The sequence below is a fragment of the Kitasatospora sp. NPDC056800 genome, from assembly GCF_042789775.1.
In the GTDB taxonomy this organism is placed as follows: domain Bacteria; phylum Actinomycetota; class Actinomycetes; order Streptomycetales; family Streptomycetaceae; genus Kitasatospora.
In genome coordinates this window covers 1-16,973 of sequence record NZ_JBHUAL010000211.1, presented here as the reverse complement: position 1 = coordinate 16,973, position 16,973 = coordinate 1, and the positions used below count along the sequence as shown (strand labels likewise).

At 71.0% G+C, this 16,973-nt stretch carries 17 protein-coding genes; 10 read left to right on the top strand and 7 right to left on the bottom strand.

Annotation, left to right across the window (positions count from 1 at the left end):
* Positions 1-190 precede the first annotated feature (190 nt).
* From ACFRQN_RS33530 to ACFRQN_RS33515, 4 genes are all read right to left on the bottom strand, one after another.
* Complete coding sequence (locus ACFRQN_RS33530; protein ID WP_380744154.1) at positions 191-859, bottom strand: YdcF family protein; 669 nt, start codon at positions 857-859, stop codon at positions 191-193.
* Positions 860-1,196: 337 nt separating this feature from the next.
* Entirely contained in the window at positions 1,197-1,685 is a 489-nt protein-coding gene (locus tag ACFRQN_RS33525; protein ID WP_380744152.1) for a TrmO family methyltransferase, read from the bottom strand.
* 337 nt (positions 1,686-2,022) lie between these two features.
* On the bottom strand, positions 2,023-2,925 hold the full coding sequence (locus ACFRQN_RS33520; RefSeq protein ID WP_049649896.1) for a phosphotransferase: 903 nt from the start codon (positions 2,923-2,925) through the stop codon (positions 2,023-2,025).
* 33 nt (positions 2,926-2,958) lie between these two features.
* Positions 2,959-4,308, bottom strand: coding sequence for a tol-pal system YbgF family protein (locus ACFRQN_RS33515; protein WP_380744150.1), 1,350 nt, complete (start codon positions 4,306-4,308; stop codon positions 2,959-2,961).
* Positions 4,309-4,609: 301 nt separating this feature from the next.
* Between ACFRQN_RS33515 and ACFRQN_RS33510 the strand changes: the two genes are divergently transcribed.
* The 6 genes from ACFRQN_RS33510 to ACFRQN_RS33485 all read left to right on the top strand — a co-directional run bounded on the left by ACFRQN_RS33510 (position 4,610) and on the right by ACFRQN_RS33485 (position 8,755).
* On the top strand, positions 4,610-5,293 hold the full coding sequence (locus ACFRQN_RS33510) for an anti-sigma regulatory factor (protein WP_049649892.1): 684 nt from the start codon (positions 4,610-4,612) through the stop codon (positions 5,291-5,293).
* Positions 5,290-6,243 carry a hypothetical protein gene (locus tag ACFRQN_RS33505; protein ID WP_380744147.1) on the top strand — a complete coding sequence of 318 codons (954 nt, stop codon included), beginning with the start codon at positions 5,290-5,292 and terminating at the stop codon, positions 6,241-6,243. The genes ACFRQN_RS33510 and ACFRQN_RS33505 overlap by 4 nt, the downstream gene beginning before the upstream one ends.
* 27 nt (positions 6,244-6,270) lie before the next feature.
* Positions 6,271-6,879, top strand: a complete 609-nt coding sequence (locus tag ACFRQN_RS33500) for an AAA family ATPase (RefSeq protein WP_380744145.1) — start codon at positions 6,271-6,273, stop codon at positions 6,877-6,879.
* Complete coding sequence (locus ACFRQN_RS33495; protein WP_380744143.1) at positions 6,866-7,399, top strand: class IV adenylate cyclase; 534 nt, start codon at positions 6,866-6,868, stop codon at positions 7,397-7,399. Before ACFRQN_RS33500 ends, ACFRQN_RS33495 begins: the two co-directional genes overlap by 14 nt.
* Positions 7,396-8,001 carry a hypothetical protein gene (locus tag ACFRQN_RS33490; RefSeq protein WP_380744141.1) on the top strand — a complete coding sequence of 202 codons (606 nt, stop codon included), beginning with the start codon at positions 7,396-7,398 and terminating at the stop codon, positions 7,999-8,001. Before ACFRQN_RS33495 ends, ACFRQN_RS33490 begins: the two co-directional genes overlap by 4 nt.
* Positions 8,002-8,287: 286 nt before the next feature.
* A complete protein-coding gene (locus ACFRQN_RS33485; RefSeq protein ID WP_380744139.1) occupies positions 8,288-8,755 on the top strand; it encodes an NUDIX domain-containing protein in 468 nt (155 codons plus the stop codon).
* A gap of 68 nt (positions 8,756-8,823) precedes the next feature.
* Here ACFRQN_RS33485 and ACFRQN_RS33480 read toward each other — a convergent pair whose 3' ends face one another.
* From ACFRQN_RS33480 to ACFRQN_RS33470, 3 genes are all read right to left on the bottom strand, one after another.
* Positions 8,824-9,726 carry a 5'-3' exonuclease gene (locus ACFRQN_RS33480; protein WP_117491547.1) on the bottom strand — a complete coding sequence of 301 codons (903 nt, stop codon included), beginning with the start codon at positions 9,724-9,726 and terminating at the stop codon, positions 8,824-8,826.
* A gap of 59 nt (positions 9,727-9,785) precedes the next feature.
* Positions 9,786-10,940 (bottom strand): cation diffusion facilitator family transporter, encoded by a 1,155-nt coding sequence (locus ACFRQN_RS33475; RefSeq protein ID WP_074002341.1) that lies wholly within the window; start codon positions 10,938-10,940, stop codon positions 9,786-9,788.
* 194 nt (positions 10,941-11,134) lie between these two features.
* Positions 11,135-11,863 carry a gamma-glutamyl-gamma-aminobutyrate hydrolase family protein gene (locus ACFRQN_RS33470; protein ID WP_380744137.1) on the bottom strand — a complete coding sequence of 243 codons (729 nt, stop codon included), beginning with the start codon at positions 11,861-11,863 and terminating at the stop codon, positions 11,135-11,137.
* A gap of 165 nt (positions 11,864-12,028) precedes the next feature.
* On the opposite strand from ACFRQN_RS33470, the gene ACFRQN_RS33465 reads away from it, so the two are divergent.
* The 4 genes from ACFRQN_RS33465 to ACFRQN_RS33450 all read left to right on the top strand — a co-directional run bounded on the left by ACFRQN_RS33465 (position 12,029) and on the right by ACFRQN_RS33450 (position 16,929).
* Positions 12,029-13,423 (top strand): glutamine synthetase family protein, encoded by a 1,395-nt coding sequence (locus ACFRQN_RS33465; RefSeq protein ID WP_375876066.1) that lies wholly within the window; start codon positions 12,029-12,031, stop codon positions 13,421-13,423.
* Positions 13,424-13,426: 3 nt separating this feature from the next.
* Positions 13,427-14,806, top strand: a complete 1,380-nt coding sequence (locus tag ACFRQN_RS33460; protein ID WP_375876067.1) for an aldehyde dehydrogenase family protein — start codon at positions 13,427-13,429, stop codon at positions 14,804-14,806.
* Between the two features lie 7 nt (positions 14,807-14,813).
* Entirely contained in the window at positions 14,814-15,614 is an 801-nt protein-coding gene (locus ACFRQN_RS33455) for a 3-oxoacyl-ACP reductase (protein ID WP_049649878.1), read from the top strand.
* Between the two features lie 154 nt (positions 15,615-15,768).
* Positions 15,769-16,929 carry a DUF2510 domain-containing protein gene (locus tag ACFRQN_RS33450; RefSeq protein ID WP_380744134.1) on the top strand — a complete coding sequence of 387 codons (1,161 nt, stop codon included), beginning with the start codon at positions 15,769-15,771 and terminating at the stop codon, positions 16,927-16,929.
* Positions 16,930-16,973: the final 44 nt, after the last annotated feature.

The following is a 16,973-nucleotide window of genomic DNA, read 5'->3' as shown; positions in this document are numbered from 1 at the left end:
GCGTAGGAATTCGATACGGTCGACGTCCCGTGGAGAAGAGGAAATCGACTGCCACGCTGAACCCCGGCGCCCTCGCTCCACCCGAGCGAGGGCGCCGAACACCTCTCATGCCATTTCGAGGGCCGCTTTCATCGGGGGAGGAAGTTGGGCTGGTGGACAGCGCACACCAAGCCCGGAGGGCGGCGCCGCGTCAGTTGAGCGTCTTGCTGTCGAATCCGTCGGCCAGAAGCCGCTGGTACGCATCATGAACCGTCTCCGGAACCTCCTGGGCAACGGCGAACCCGCGCCTCGGGTGCTCGATCACCCGCTGGAGGTCGCCCACGAGGCTGTCGATCACGAGCTTGTCGTCGCCGATGCTCTTCACGTAGTCGTTCAGGCCCATCGGGGTCGAGACGCACACCACCTCGGCCTCCGGCCACACCTTGCGGCACGTCGCGAACGCCCGGCGCTCCATGTACGGCATGGTCACGAGCAGCACCGACCGTGCCTTGATGCCGGCGGCCTCCAGGACGTCACGGGAGAACTGGATGTTCTGCCCGGTGTTACGGGCGCGGGGCTCCTGGTGGATCGCATGCTCGGGGACCCCGAGGGCGATGGCGTGCTCGGTGAAGTGCACGGCCTCACCTCGGGGGAAGAGCTCCGGCCGGGACGGGTTCGGCCCGCCCGTGAACACGATCCTCCGCACCAGGCCGTCCAGGTACAGGGCTGCCGTCTCGGCCGCCACTCCGAGGTCGTGGCAGCCCAGACCGATCGCCACATCGCACGGCCGCCGCTCGTGCCCCATCTGGTGGTATTCCCAGATCAGCGTGGCGTCCGCCCACTGTCGGTCGGTGATCTCGCGCTGCTGAGTGTCCGCCACGTTCTTCTCCTGCTCACTGAAGGCACCGTTCCCGCCGGAATCCGGACCGGATGCCTCGGATGCTCCTTCGCTGGTGGGTCGTACCGTACGTGTCCGCCAGCACCTCGGCCCTGTCCAGCAGGGCGAGCCCCTCCCCGGCAGTCGCGTGGTCGGTCAGACGGTGAAGGTGGGTGAAGCGCCAAGCCTTCGGCCATGGCGCTTCACCCGTCACCTTCCACCTCCTGTGCGGCTTCGGCTTCGCCTCGCCGCTGGGCCTCAACAGCGTTGCGCAGGAAGTCGGCCCAGTCGACTTCTCGTGGAGAAGAGACAGCCGACGCGAACGAGCCAATGCCGCCGGTCAGACCGTGGGCGGCGCCGGGGCGAAGTAGTCGCGGAGCATCTCGCTGGTCCACGTGGGTTGGCGGACTTCTCCCCGCGGGCCGAACTCCTCGAACCAGGGCTTCACTTCGAGGACCGGGGTGCCGTCGATGGCGTCCAGGTCCTCGACGTGCAGGTCCAGGCCGTCGACCTTCACGAGCCGACAGCGGGAGGAGCCGAGCCAGTTGATGCGCCGCATGTTCCGGTGGCCGAACACGCCGACCTCGGGCCATTCCGGATTGTCCCGGGGGCGGCGCGCACCGAAGTTCAGATCGGTCGGGTCGGTCCTGTGGAACCGGAAGATCACGTCGAGGTGGGAGAACTCCTCCAGCCCCTTCGTCGCGTCGAACGGAAACCTGTCGCCGTCGAGCCGGATGATGGCGCGCGTCCCTCCCCAGAAGTCGTCGGTCGGTTCCGTTCGACCTCCTACAACGTGCCCGAGCGCTTCCACGCTGAAGACGTCACTCATGTGTTTCCTCTCCTTGGAACGGACCGCGCTTGGGCGGCGGGTCAGATGGTGGCTGCCAAGTACTCGGCAGCGCGCCTGTCGACGGCGTCGATCGGTTTGCATGGCGTCGAGTGACTGGGATGAGATAGTGCGACCCTGGAGCGCTGCCCGGCCTTCACGAGGCTGAGGTGACCGAGAATGAGGAAGTTTTCCAGGGCGCGAGGCTGCGCTCGAAGCTCCTTGCCGCCCCTGAGGCGTGCAGTCCGGCAAGGATGATTCGCCAAGAGGCAGAGGGCGGAGGCATGTGATCCGGGCGAAGTGGTTGCGTCGGAACTCGTTGGCCCGAACCGGGGCCTGGTCAGAGGATGTTCCATTCGAGCCGGTCGTGTCCGGACCGCAGCCCTTGGATGCGGTGTCGTACCTCCGCGATCGTCGGGCTTCCGGCTGAGGCCCGCTTGGCGTTCGTGGTGATCATCCGCAGTTCACGGAGCGAGCACAGGGCGGGGTAGCCCTGCCACGACGTCACGTCGAATCCGTAGGCATCGGCGAACTCCTGATAGTGGGCGCGGCCGTAGCCGAAGCGGCGACAGTGGATCTCGACGGTGACGAGGTCGAGTTCCGGCTGCCCGAAGCAGGCGGTGTCCCAATCGCACAGGACTGCGGAATCCTCGTGGTGGAGCGCGTTCCGGTGCTGAGGGTCCCCCTGTGACAACCCCGGCGGCAGGACGTAGCGGACCTGGCGAAGCGCGTCCTCCAGCTCGGTCAGCCGCCGTTCGAGGTAGGCGACATCGTTCGCCGGCAATGCGGTGGTCTTCGCGATCGACCGCCTGATGGCACCGGCTGTGTCGACGGGACGGACATCGAAGGGAGGTAGTGGAAGCTCATGAAGCATGCGGAGGGGAACAGCAAGATGCGCCGCCGGGACGGGACGGTCGGGCTGGGGCAGGTGGTGCCAGAACGTCACGGCATGCCCGTCGACCACAACCGGTTGCTTCATCGGCAGCAGTTCGACGGTGGGGAAGTTCTTGCTGGTGAGCCACTGAACGAGCCGGACGGTACGGCGGACGCTCTCCAAGGGTGTGCCCGCCCTCGCGATCTTGGCGACCGCCCCGGCGGCCGGCAGCGTGTAGACGGCGTTGGTATGGCCGCGCAGCATCACGGCTCCGGTCGGGTCGAGCCCGACCTGGTCGCACGCGGCGTTGAGGATTGTGACGACCTCGGCTTCGGCGAACCCGCCGACCCGGACAACCGGAACACTCATACCTGTCAGGCTGACGGGCAGGGGAAGCATCTGTCACGTCCCGCCGGACGGAAGCGCCAGGAGTTCGCCGAGTTCCCGGGCTGCGCGAGGCCTCGCCTCCTTCGGCGTTATCTTGATGACATCCGCCGCGCGGGTGCCGAGGATCTGCGTACGGTGGTCACCGGGCACCGCCAGGTAGGTGTCCCGGGCCAACTGGCAGGCCTCGGACACGCTCCGCTGCCGAACCAGACACATGGCCTGCTCCAAGCGCAGCAGCGCCGGGTCGATACCGGTGTGGTCGGGGTAGAGGCGCAGAGCCTCCTCCTGGGCACGGCCGGCCTGCACCGTGTCGCCGAGCGCGGTGAAGGCGCCCGACAAATAGAGCTGGAGCCGCCGATAGGGGAACGCCCAGGCATCGTCCTCCAGGGCTGCCTGCCGACTGCGTTCGAACAGCCCGCGGGCTTGTGCGATCGACGCGCGGGCGCCGTCCTCGTCTCCCTGGCGAGCCTTGATCCGGGCTTCCGCGGCGGCGGCGAACGCTCCTGTCGCGGACGGCCGCCCGCGGTTGAGGAGCACAGCCTCGTGGGCAAGGGCTGCTGCCTCGGTCAGAGGCCCGTAGTAGAACGGCAGCATTGCTGCTTGCACTCGCACTCGTGTGCGCAGTTCGCGGTTGCCGCTGTCGTCGGCTGCTGACTTCCCGGTCCCGTACCAGTCCCGGGCCTGCTCCTTTCGTCCCAGCTTCATCAGGGCGTCCGCGGTCAGAGTGGACAGCACGGCGATCATCTCGGACAGACGCACCTGGACGAGCGCCGGCTGCCGCTCTTCGGAGTACTGCCGGACTTCCTCCAGGGTTGTCAGCAGCCGTGCCAGCATCACCATCGGGGGGTCGGACACGTAGTCCCGTCGCAGCGTGAGGAGCTTCCCGTCCAGGGACTCCAGCTCCCCGGTGGTGAGCGTCGTGCTCGCCAGCGTGCGTTCGATGGCGCGCCGGTGTGCGCGGGCCACAGCATCGAACGGGTCGCTCACGTCAGGCGACCCGGGTGCGGCCGCACGTTCGGTCACCGGAACATCGGGTGTGACGGGCGGCGTGAACACGGTCACAGGCGAGCACACATCCGCCCGGTAGCCACCGGAAAGTCCCAGTCCTTGCGCATCGGTCCGGTAGAGGCGACACAGAAGGTCGATGGTCTGAGCCCGCGGCATCCGAGCGCTCCGCTCCCACGCGCCCAGCTGCTCGGCGTCCGGATTCGGACGGTCGAGCGCCAACCCATCGCACAGGGCGATCAGTTCGCTGACGGCACGAGCTCGTGTCCACCCCCGGGCGAAGCGGTGAGCACGGAGGCGCGTAACGCCACAGCACTCAACGATCGCAGCCACCGCCATGTCGATCGTCCAGCCGTTCACCAAGGCACGGGCCCTGGTACTCGCTGCGCAGGACGGCTTGTGACCCACGCCCCACCTCCACTATCGCCGAGCGACAGCCTAGTCGCCCGGGGTCACTGACTGACCGTCAAAACCAGTAACTCATTGCCGGTTTGCATCACCGCTGGCGTCAAAGCAGTGAGTCCGGCTCGTAACGGCAACTTCTTCCGCTTGCCCCTCGACTCTGACGCGGCGAGTCTCTGTGGACACGCGATGGCCACCACTCGCCACCCCCGCCAATGACCCGGGAACACTTGCCCATGTCCAGCCAGGAGGAACAGCCATGCACCGTGTCCTGGAGGTCAAAGCCAAGGTCACAACCGCGTCCCTCGGCGCGATCCGCAACCTGTTGTCCGAGGAGGTCGCGAGAGCCGGCATCGTCCTCGACGAGTCCCGGGCGTACGCGCTCCGCGTGTGTTCGTCGGAGTTCGTCGACAACGCGATCAAGCACGCCGCCGGTCAAGGCCCTGACCGTGAAGCCGTGTTGTTGATCGAAGTGGGCGTCGACCGGGAGCGCGGCCGTTTGCGGACCACAGTGACGGACCCGAGCGTGGTCGAAGCGGCGATGAACAGCAGCGTCGACGACCTCGACGCGACCAGTGGCCGCGGACTGGTGGTTGTCGACGGTTACGCGGACGACATCGGATGGCACCAGCGGATCGACCTTCAGGGGCGGCCCACCGGCTGGTCCGTCTGGTTCGAACTCGACGTGGAACCGGCGACCTTCGGCCAGGCCACCGCCGCTGAGGCGGAAGTGCAGCCGAAGGCCGTCGTGCGGCCCCCCGAGCGTTGCCTGATGGTCGGCCCCGGGCACGCACCCGGGAATACGCCGAGGCCGAACCGGCCGGCACAACGGCCTGGGGAACGCACCGTCGTGCCGACAGCCGCGAGCCGACGTCTCCACGGGCCGGGCCGGGCCGCCACTCCCGTCCACCCTTCCACTCCGTACCCGAGGACTGCTCCATGAGCGTCGGAACGCGAACCAGAAAGCTGCTCAAGACCATCAGCCCCGCCCGCAGACTGGACATCGCGGCCTCCTACGAGGCCCTGACGCAGGCCTGCGTGGCCACCGGCGACGACCCCGCGAAAGCCGAACTGCTCAGCGACAGCCCGAACCACCTGTGGTCGCTCGGCTCGCGCTCGCGCGCACTCGCCATCGTCCACCCGGACGTGGACGAGGCCTGGGCGCTCATCAAGGGCGCGCAGTTCCTCCGGGAGCACCTGCTCCCCGTCACCTCCGCCTACTACACCGAGGTCCGCGCGGCCGTCGACGGCCAGGCCGTGACCTTCTGGCAGGACCCAGGGAAGCCGAGCGCCGACACGTCCCTCTCCGCGTGGGTGACCGCCCTCACCCACCGCATCGGCCCCGGGACGGCTCCGTGGCTGCGGGAGCACGACCCGTTCGCCCACCTGCTGGACGGCTTGGACGACGCGCCGCTGGACGAGTCCGCCCGCCGGTTCCTGCGCGAACGCGCCGCCCAACTGCGAGAAGAGTGGGACTACCTCGACTGGCCGACACCGGAAACCGTCGTCCTCGGTGCCCTCGGCATGGTCCCCTGCCATGACGACGGAGTCCACGTCGGACTCCTGCTGCGCCGCCCGCTCCGACGAGGCCATCGAGAGTGGGACCTCGTCGCCGCCCGCTGGCGCTCCGAACTGCTCACCGGCCCGCGTCAGGACCACCGCACCTACGCCGACACCTACCTCTCCTACGAGCGGGAGGATCGGCTCCCGGACCACCCCTACATCGGAGCCTGGTCCGGCTACCAGGTCGTACGCGACATCGTTGTCCTCAGTGCGGCGATGAACACGGTCCGCCGCGCCCATCTCGACGTCAACATCCGCCAGGAGGCCGCCCACCGCATCGCGTGCCTGCGCGGCGCCCACCCGGTCCCGTGGAACTGGGGTCCGCGATGAAAGCCCGAACCAGGAAACGGAGTTCACATGGACGTGACCCGAGGATTCTTCATCACCATCGACGGTCTCAGCGCGAGCGGGAAGACCACGGTCGCCCCGCTGGTCGCGGCCCTCGTTGACGGCGTCCACCTCACGGACGACACCTTGCCGACCTTCCCCCGCATGCGTGCGGAGGTGGACGCCGCCGACATCCTGGCAGCGCGGTTCCACTGGTGGATGATGGCCAATCACATCAAGTCCGAGACCGCTCGCGCGGTTGTCGGGGCGGGCCGGACCGTGGTGGTCGATTCCTACTTCCCGCGCACCATCGCCACGCACAGGGCGATGGGTCACGACTGCGCGCCGGAGTACCCGGAGGGAGTCCTCCTCCCGCATGTGCCGATTCTGCTGGAGGTGGGCGAACGCGTCCGCCAGGAGCGGCTTCGGCGGCGGGCCGAGCTGGGAACGCTGAGTTCCTGGCACCGGCGGGAGGAGCCGAACGTGGCCGAAAGATCCCGCGTGTACCGGGCGTTCGGACTGCTGCGGGTCGACGGCACCGACCGCACGCCTGCCGAGGTGGCTCGCAGCATCGCCGATACCGTGCGCTCGTATGCCCGCACCGCATCGAGGAAGGCAATTCCCCATGACCGCAACTGAGTTCGAAGCGAAGATCCTCGACGTCGATCCGAAGGAGATCCGCGTTCTCCTCGCCGAGGCCGGGGCCGAGCACGTGGTCGACCGTTTCCAGCGCCGCTACGTCTACGACATCCCCGGCCGGCCGGGAGCGTGGGTCCGGCTGCGTGACACGGGCACCGACGTCACCCTGTGCGTCAAGGAGATCCACTCCGACGCGATCGACGGCGTGGCCGAAACGGAGACGACCGTCGGTGACTTCGACGCCGCGAACACGCTCCTCGGCAAGCTCGGCTACCAGCCGAAGGCGTACCAGGAGAACCGTCGGTCCTCCTGGACGCTCGGTGGCGCGGCCATCGAGATCGACCACTGGCCGCTGATTCCCCCCTACCTGGAGATCGAGGGCGACAGCGCCGAACACGTCCACGCGACCGCCCTCGCGCTCAAGCTCCCCCTGGAGGAGCTGACGAGCGAGAACACCACCAAGGTCTACCGCCGGTACGGGATCGACGTCGAAGCGATTCCCCGGCTCACGTTCGAGTGACAGGAGACGAGCGCTTCAGGACGCCGAGTCTGGCCGAGGCGAAGATCCGGGCGGCGGAGCAGACCATCCGTGCCGCCGTCTCCAACGGCGTGAAGGCCTCCGTGAACATCGTCGTCCCCGGAATGGCCCACGTCGGCCGGGTCGTCAACCTGGTCGAGTCGTACGGCCAGTTCGCGGACGTGCGGATGCTCACCAGCATCCAGGACGGGCCGGAGTCGGTCGCGGCGATCTCCGAAGTGCTGGCCCGGGTCGGCGCGGAACCGGTGCTCCGGACGTTCACCGCCGGGACCTCCGACGAGCGCACCCTCTACCGGGCGCTCGGCAGCCGGGCGGTGTACGTCAAGCGGCTGCTGCCCGTGCGGCTCCCTGACACCTGCGCGTCGTGCCGGTTCAACAACGACACGGACTGCGAGGAGGGCTACTACGGCATCCGCCTGTACCTCACTGATCAGGGGGAGTACATGGTGGGCATCTGCATTCAGCGGATGGACCTCTGCGTGCCCGTGGCCGAGTTGCCGAAGAGCGGGATCGTGGAGGAGGTACTGGCCTTCAAGGACGCCGAAGTCCGGAGGCTGACGCGCGAGTACGGTGCCGCCGCCTGAGCCGCCTGATCGGTCGGCCCCGGCGACATGGCTTTGCGGCCTCGCTCGGGTCGAGCGAGGCCGCTGGGCTCCGAAACTGTTGGGCTGACACCTGCCCTTCGGCCTCGTCCTCCAGGGTGCCAACTGTGTGGACTCCGAGATCCTCCTCGCCGCCGCCTACGCGGCGCGGACGTCCCTGACCTCGCAGTCCTGCTGACCACGGAGCCCGACACCGCACAGGCAATCCTGGAAGCGGTATCGCACCGGACGATCAACACCGAAATCCCGTACGGGAGTTAGAGAGGACATGAGCACAATCAGCGACATCGGCCCTGCCCCGCTCCCGATCGTGGACGTCCACGTCGTCCTGCGCACCCCGGACGGCAAGATCCTGCTCTCCCAGCGCGGCGGCCCCTATGGCTATGGCCAGTGGCACGCCCCCAGCGGCAAACTCGACCCAGGGGAGAAGCCCGCCCACGGCGCCGCCCGCGAGCTGGCGGAGGAGACCGGCATCACGACCGACCCGGCCCGCCTCCGCCTCGCCTACACCGTCCTGCACCACCAGGCCCCCGCGCCCCTGCGCCTCGGCCTGTTCTACCTCGCCACCGAGTGGCAGGGGGAGCCCGTCAACCGCGAACCCGAGAAGTGCCTGGACCTGCGCTGGTTCGCCGAGGGCGGCTTGCCCGACGACCTGATCCCGTACCCCGCCGCAGGCATCCGCGGCGCCCTCACCGACCCCGGCGGCCTGGCGCACCACGGCTGGCCGGCCGCGTAGCGGTCGGCCGGTAGGGCAGGGGCCCGCGCGTTCGAGGCGAACGTGCGGGCCCCGGGGTGGAATCGGGCTCAGCGGGTGGCGAGGGATTCCAGGAGGCGGTCGAGGGAGGTGCCGAGGCCCCAGCGGGTGGAGAGTTCCTCCAGGGTCATGGGGTAGAGGGGTTCGCGGGGGAGGACCGGGTCGAAGTCCGGGAGGGGGGCGTCGGGGGCGACGCGGACGACGGTGGGGGCGACGTCGAGGTAGGCGGCGCCTTCGACGATGTTGCGGCGGCGGGCCGGGGTGAGCTTGGAGCCGAGGTCGAGGGCGGCGGCGCGGATGGCCGGGAGGTCGCCGTACTCGTTGATCAGTTGGGCGGCGGTCTTCTCGCCGATGCCCTTGACGCCGGGCAGGCCGTCGGACGGGTCCCCGCGCAGGGCGGCCATGTCGGCGTACTGGGCGCCGCGTACGCCGTACTTCTCCTGGAGCAGCGCGTCGTCGGTGACCTGGAGGTTGCCCATGCCCTTGACCGGGTAGAGCACGGTGATCCCGCGGGCGTCGTCGACCAGCTGGAAGAGGTCGCGGTCGCCGGTGACGATCTGCACCGGGCCGGTGGCGCGGGCGGTGAGGGTGCCGATCACGTCGTCCGCCTCGTAACCGGGGGAGCCGACCCGGGCGATGCCGAGGGCGTCCAGCACCTGCTCGATCACCGGGACCTGCGGGGCCAGGGTGTCGGGCACCTCCTCCTCGCCGTCCTCGGCGGCCTCGGCGACCCGGTGGGTCTTGTAGGAGGGGACGAGGTCGACCCGCCACTGCGGGCGCCAGTCGGCGTCCATGCAGGCGACCAGCTGGTCGGGCCGGTGGTCGTGGACCAGCCGGGCGATGAAGTCCAGCAGGCCGCGGACGGCGTTGACCGGCTCACCCTGCGGCGAGCGCAGGGTGTCCGGTACGCCGTAGTAGGCCCGGAAGTACAGGCTGGCGGAGTCGAGCAGCATCAGTCGCGGTGCGGTCACGTCTCAGATCATGCCGTACGGCGGTGACGGACCGCCGGTTCTCAGTGCTCGTGCGGTCCGGCGCGGTGGACCGGGCCGTGGGAGTCGGCGCAGTGCTCGGCGGCGGAGGAGGCGGCGGAGGCGCCGTTGGGGGCGGCGGTGGAGTCGGGCGGGGTGGCGATCTGCAGCAGCGCGCCGGCCTCGTCCTCGCCGACGTGGTCGACCTGGAGGGTGGAGTGGGTGATGCCGTACTCGTCCGAGAGCCGGCGCTGCAGGGAGCGCCGCACCGCGTGGCAGTCGCCGCCGGGGGTGACGAGGATGTGTGCGGACAGGGCGGGCTGGCCGGAGGTGATCTCCCAGATGTGCAGGTCGTGGATCTCCTCGACCAGAGGTTCGGTGACCATCCGGTCGGCGACGGCGTCCGGGTCGATCCCGGCCGGGGCGGCCTCCAGGAAGATCCGTCCGGAGTCCCGGACCAGCGCGATGCCGGCCTTGAGCATCAGCGCGACGACGATCAGCGAGGCGATGGCGTCGGCCCGGGCGAAGCCGGTGGTCAGCACGATCGCGCCGGCGACGGCGGTGGCGATGAAGGCGTACAGGTCGGTCAGGACGTGCTGGAAGGCGCCTTCGACGTTCAGCGAGCTGCGGTTGGCCTTGGACATGCACCAGGTGGCCGCGAGGTTGACGACGATCCCGATCAGCGCGGTGATCAGCACCAGCGAGCCGGTGACCTGCGGCGGCTCGAACAGCCGGGTGACCGCCTCGTAGCCCAGCCAGGCCGACAGCACCAGCAGGGTGACCCCGTTGGCCTGCGCGGAGAGGATCTCGGCGCGCTTGAGGCCGTAGGTGTAGCCGCCCCGGGCCGGGCGGGCGGCGAGCCGCATGGCGATCAGCGCGAGCACGATCGAGGCGGCGTCGGTGAGCATGTGCGCCGCGTCCGAGATCAGGGCCAGGGACTGGGCGGCGAAGCCGACCACGACCTCGCCGGCCATGAAGACGACGATCAGGGCGAGGGCGCTGAGCAGCCAGCGGCGGTCCGCGTCGGCGGCGACGCCGTGCGAGTGGCCGCCGTGTCCCCCGGAGCCGTGGGAGTGCCCCCCGGAGCCGTGGGAGTGCCCGCCGGAACCATGCGCGTGCCCCCCGGAGCCGTGCGAGTGCGAGGGCGAGTGCCTCTGGTCATGCGCATGATCATCGTGCGAGTGCTCGTGCCCGGCCATGGAAGTCCTCTCTGGGCGCACGGGTGGGAAAGGGGGCGCGATACGACCGCCCCGCAACCGAAGTGAACCGCAGAATCGACAAAGATCCAAAGGTTGTACTGGTGACCGTTGTCGTTCCCGTCCGGGCGGCCGGATCCGGCTCACTCCGCACCCGGCCGGCCTCCCGAACTCCCGTTCCCCCGCGCCCAGTTGATCTACCCCAGCGCCATCGCGTCGAGGACCGCCGCGGTGGCCGCCCGGACCAGGGCCCGCATCAGCCGCAGGTCGTCCCCCTGCTCCGGGTGCCACTGCACCCCGAGCGCGAACCCCGGCCCCTCCACCGCCTCCACCGTCCCGTCCGGCGCGTGGGCGCTCACCCGCAGGCCCGCCCCCACCCGGTCGACGGCCTGGTGGTGGAAGGTCGGCACCTCCAGCTCGCTCTCCGGCAGCAGCCCGCCCAGCAGCGTCCCCGGCACCGGCCGCACCAGGTGCGAGCCGTAGCACCCGGGCGAGCCGCCGTGCACGTCCACCGGCACCACGTCCGGCAGGTGCTGCACCAGCGTCCCGCCGCACACCACGTTCAGGACCTGCATCCCCCGGCAGACCGCCAGCAGCGGCATCCCCGCCGCCAGCGCCGACCGCAGCAGCGCGACCTCCCAGGCGTCCCGCTCCGGCGAGGCCACCTCCGTCGCCGGGTGGGCCGGCTCCCCGTAGTACGCCGGGTCGATGTCCGGCCCGCCCGCGATCACCAGGCCGTCCAGCCGGGCCAGCACCTCCGGGGCGCGCTCCGGGACGTCCGGCGGCAGCAGGACCGCGATCCCGCCGGAGTCCCGGACCTGCGCGGTGTACCGCTCGGGCAGAAGGGCCACCCGGCGGCCCCGCCAATCGCTCCAACTCGCGTCCACCAGGTAGGTGCTGACGCCGATCAAAGGCCTGCGATCCATGGCGCGCATTCTCCCCCCGGAGCACCTGATCGACCGTCAGCCACGCGCGTCGGCGCGCCACGGGCGCCCGACACCCACCCGCCCTCTTTCGTCCCGCGAGTCGCAGGCCGTACGGTTCGCTGTGACCGTTTGATCTCGAAGAGTGATCGAGGAGGAGGGTTCGGTATGTCCGAAACGCCCGAACGGGCCGCCGCGGGCTCGCCGCCCCGGCCGCCGCTGACCCTGGACCGGCTGCGCGCCCTGGTGGACACCGGCGAGGTGCACACCGTCGCGCTCGCCTTCACCGACATGCAGGGGCGCCTCCAGGGCAAGCGCTTCGCCGCCCGGTTCTTCCTCGACGAGGTGGCCGAGCACGGCGCCGAGGCCTGCGACTACCTGCTGGCCGTCGACGTCGACCTGAACACCGTGGACGGCTACGCCTTCTCCTCCTGGGCCACCGGCTACGGCGACTTCGCGATGCGCCCCGACCTCGGCACCCTGCGGCTGACCCCCTGGCAGCCCGGCACCGCCCAGGTCACCGCCGACCTCGCCCGGCACGGCGGCCACCCGGTGGACGCCGCCCCGCGCCAGCTGCTGCGCCGCCAGATCGCCCGGCTCGCCGAGTACGGTCTGGCCGCCGACATCGGCACCGAGCTGGAGTTCCTGGTCTTCCGCGACACCTACGAGCAGGCCTGGCTGGGTGGCTACCGCGGCCTGACCCCGGCGAACCTCTACAACGTGGACTACTCGATGCTGGGCACCGCCCGGGTCGAGCCGCTGCTGTCCCGGATCCGCACCGAGATGGCCGGTGCCGGCCTGGTGGTGGAGTCCGCCAAGGGCGAGTGCAACCTCGGCCAGCACGAGATCGCCTTCCGCTACGCCGACGCCCTCACCACCTGCGACCAGCACAGCGTCTACAAGACCGGCGCGAAGGAGATCGCCGCCCAACTCGGCTGCGCGCTCACCTTCATGGCCAAGTACGACGAGCGCGAGGGCAACAGCTGCCACATCCACCTCTCGCTGCGCGACACCGTCGGCGCCCCCGCCTTCGCCGACCGGGACGGCCGGATGACCGACACCATGCGGCACTTCCTGGCCGGCCAGCTGGTCGCGCTGCGGGAGTTCAGCCTGCTGTACGCGCCGAACATCAACTCCTACAAGCGCTACCGCCCGGGCTCCTTCGCCCCGACCGCCGTCGCCTGGGGCCGGGACAACCGCACCTGCGCCTACCGGGTGGTCGGCCACGGCCCCGGCCTGCGGATGGAGAACCGGGTACCGGGCGGCGACGTCAACCCGTACCTCGCGGTGGCCGGGATGATCGCGGCTGGCCTGCACGGGCTGCAGCGCAAGCTGGACCTGCCCGCGCCCTGCCTCGGCAACGCCTACGCGGTCGAGGAGTACGCGCGGGTGCCCGGCTCGCTGCGCGAGGCCGCCGGGCTCTGGGCGGACAGCGCACTGGCCCGCGAGGCCTTCGGCGACGACGTGGTCGAGCACTACCTGAACATGGCCCGGGTCGAGCAGTCCGCCTACGACGGGGCGGTCACCGACTGGGAGCGCTACCGATCCTTCGAACGGATGTGAGCCGTGACCGAGCCGAACGCGACCGCCGGGAGCAGCACGGTCCGCAACCCCGCCACCGGCGAGGTGCTCGCCACCGTCCCCGACACCACCCCCGAGCAGCTGGACGCGGCCGTCCGGCGCGCGGTGAAGGCCCAGGCCGGCTGGGCGGCGCTGGCCCCCGGTGAACGCGCCCGGCTGCTGCGCCGGTTCGCCGACCAGGTCGAGGTGCACGTCCCGGAGCTGGCCGCCCTGGAGGTGGCGGAGGCCGGCCACCTCCAGGCCAGCGCCCGCTGGGAGGCCGGCAACGTCCGGGACCTGCTGGAGTACGCCGCCGGGGGAGTGGAACGGCTGACCGGCCGGCAGATCCCGGTCCCCGGCGGCCTGGACGTGACCTTCCACGAGCCGGTCGGCCTGGTCGGGGTGATCGCGCCGTGGAACTTCCCGATGCCGATCGCCGCCTGGGGCTTCGCCCCCGCCCTGGCGGCCGGCAACGCCGTCCTGCTCAAGCCCGCCGAGGCCACCCCGTTGACCGCTCTGCGGCTGGCCGAACTCGCCCTCGCGGCGGGCCTGCCCGAGGGCCTGTTCCAGACCGTCCCCGGCGCGGGCGCCACCACCGGACGGGCCCTGGTGGACCACCCGGCCGTCCGCAAGATCGTCTTCACCGGCTCGACCCTCGTCGGCAAGGAGGTCGCCGCCCGCTGCGCCGCCCGCGCCAAGCGGGTCACCCTGGAGCTCGGCGGCAAGAGCCCCAACATCGTCTTCGCCGACGCCGACCTGGCCCGCGCCGCCGACCCGCTCTCCTTCGCCGACAACAGCGGCCAGGACTGCTGCGCCCGCAGCCGGATCCTGGTCCAGCGCGAGGTGTACGAGGACTTCCTCGCCCTGCTGCTGCCCGCCGTCGACACCCTGCGCACCGGCGACCCGACCGACCCCCAGACCCAGCTCGGCCCGCTGATCTCGGCCGCCCAGGTCCGCCGGGTGGCCTCCTACCTCACCCCCGACCTGCCGGTGCTGGCCCGCGGCAAGGTCCCGGACGGGCCCGGCTACTGGTACCCGCCGACGGTGGTCGCCCCCGAGGACCCGGAGGTCCCGGCCGTCACCGAGGAGATCTTCGGCCCGGTCGCCGCCGTCCTGCCGTTCACCGACGAGGCCGACGCGCTGCGGCTGGCCAACGCCACCCGCTACGGCCTGTCCGGCTCGATCTGGACCAGGGACGTCGGCCGCGCGCTGCGCCTGGCCCGGGGCGTACGGGCGGGCAACCTGTCGGTCAACTCGCACTCCTCGGTGCGCTACTGGACGCCCTTCGGCGGCTTCGGCGAGTCCGGGGTGGGCCGCGAGCTGGGGCCGGATGCGCTGCGCCACTTCACCGAGACCAAGAACGTCTTCATCCACAGCGAGGAGTGACAGCCCGATGAGCGAGAAGCACGCCGCGCCGGACGAGCCCGTCTGCCGACGGCTGGTCGGCCGCACCGCCGTGGTCACCGGCGCGGGCAGCGGGATCGGCCTGGCCGCCGCCCGCCGGCTCGCCTCGGAGGGCGCGAAGGTGGTCTGCGCCGACCTCGACGAGGAGACCGGGCGGGCCGCCGCCAAGGAGGTCGGCGGGCTGTTCGTGCACACCGACGTCACCGACCCGTACATGGTCGAGGCGCTGTTCGACGAGGCGTACGAGACCTGCGGCAGCGTGGACGTCGCGTTCAACAACGCGGGCATCTCGCCGCCCGAGGACGACTCGATCCTGACCACCGGCCTGGACGCCTGGCGCAGGGTCCAGGAGGTCAACCTGACCTCGGTCTACCTGTGCTGCAAGGCCGCGCTGCCGTACATGCGCCGGCACGGGCGGGGCTCGATCATCAACACCGCCAGCTTCGTGGCCCGGATGGGCGCGGCCACCTCGCAGATCTCCTACACCGCCTCCAAGGGCGGGGTACTGGCGATGTCCCGCGAGCTGGGCGTGCAGTTCGCCCGGGAGGGCATCCGGGTCAACGCGCTCTCGCCGGGGCCGGTGGACACCCCGCTGCTGCGCGAGCTGTTCGCCAAGGACCCGGAGCGGGCCGCCCGTCGGCTGGTGCACATCCCGCTCGGCCGGTTCGCCCGGGCCGAGGAGATCGCCGCCGCGGTGGCCTTCCTGGCCAGCGACGACTCCTCGTTCATCACGGCGAGCGAGTTCCTGGTGGACGGCGGCATCTCCGGGGCGTACGTCACACCGCTGTAGCCGCCCGCGGGCTCGGCGGTCGGGCCGCACAAGGGCCGCACAAGGGCCGCGGAAGGGCCGCAGCCGGGGTTCTCACCGGAATCTCATCGAAAACGGCGGGAATTCCGGGCCGCGCTGATTTCGCGTTTATCCGGCTGCCTTTAGATTCTCTACCGTGAGCGAGCAGATTCCCGCCGGGTGGTACCCGGACCCCAAGAACACCACCGGCGACCCGAGGCCGCAGCGGTGGTGGGACGGCAAGGGCTGGACGGCCGACACCCGGCCCGCACCCTCGGACGCCCCGGCACCGCAGGCCCCGGAGGCGGAGCCGACGGCCGCCGCTGCCCCGGGGCCGGGAGCGGCCGGGCAGACCACGGTGCTGGAGGGCGAGGTGCTGGAGAGCGGCCCGACCGTCCGCTACCCGGAGCCGCCGCCCTTCGGCGCCGCCTACGGCTCGCCCGCCGGGCCGCCGCGCAAGGCCCGCCGCAAGCCCTCGAAGCTGGTGCTGGCGACCACCGTCGCCGCCCTGCTCGGCCTGGCCGTCGGCGCGGGGGTCACCTACCTCGCGGTGGACGGCCACAGCGACCGCGCCCCGCGCAGCGCCCGCCCGGCGCCGCAGGGCGGCGGCTACGGCCCGTGGGGCGGCCTCCCGGGCTTCGGCGACCCCGGCAACGGCGGGGGCGGGGACAGCAAGGGCGGCAACGGGGGCAACGGCGGGAACGGCGGGAAGGGCGGCGGCGGGAACGGCAACGGCGGCGGCAAGACCCGCCCGAGCACCGACCAGGCGATCGACGTGGTCAACAAGCTCACCCTGCCGGTCCCGGACGGCTGGGAGGCCGGCACCACCACCGACGGCTACGCCATGCTCAGCGTCGGCTCGTACACCTGCGTGGACGGCAAGAACACCTGCTCCCTCGGCGGGGCCAACACCGGCCGGATCGACGGCGGCGGCACCGACGCCCAGGCGGCGGCCAAGGCCGACATCGCGGCGGCCGCCAAGGCCGCGTACGGCGACGTCACCGGGCACCAGGAGCTCAAGTCCGAGGCCGTGAAGGTCAACGGCCAGGACGGCTACCTGGTCCGCTGGAAGGTGGACGCGCCCAAGGGCAACAACGGCTACGTGCAGACCGTGGTCTTCCCGTCCGCCGACGGGAAGTCGCTGGTCTCGGTGCACTTCGGCTTCGACATCGCCGACAAGTCGCCGGACGTCGCGGTGATGGACACCATCGTCAAGGGCATCACCGACTACAAGGGCAAGCTGCCGACCATCCCGGGGCTGCCCGGCTCCGGCGGGTCCGGTGCGGGCGCCGGCGGCGCCGGGGGCACCACCACCTGAGCACCGCGCTCCTCACACGGCGGCGGCCCACCCGGGAGGGAACC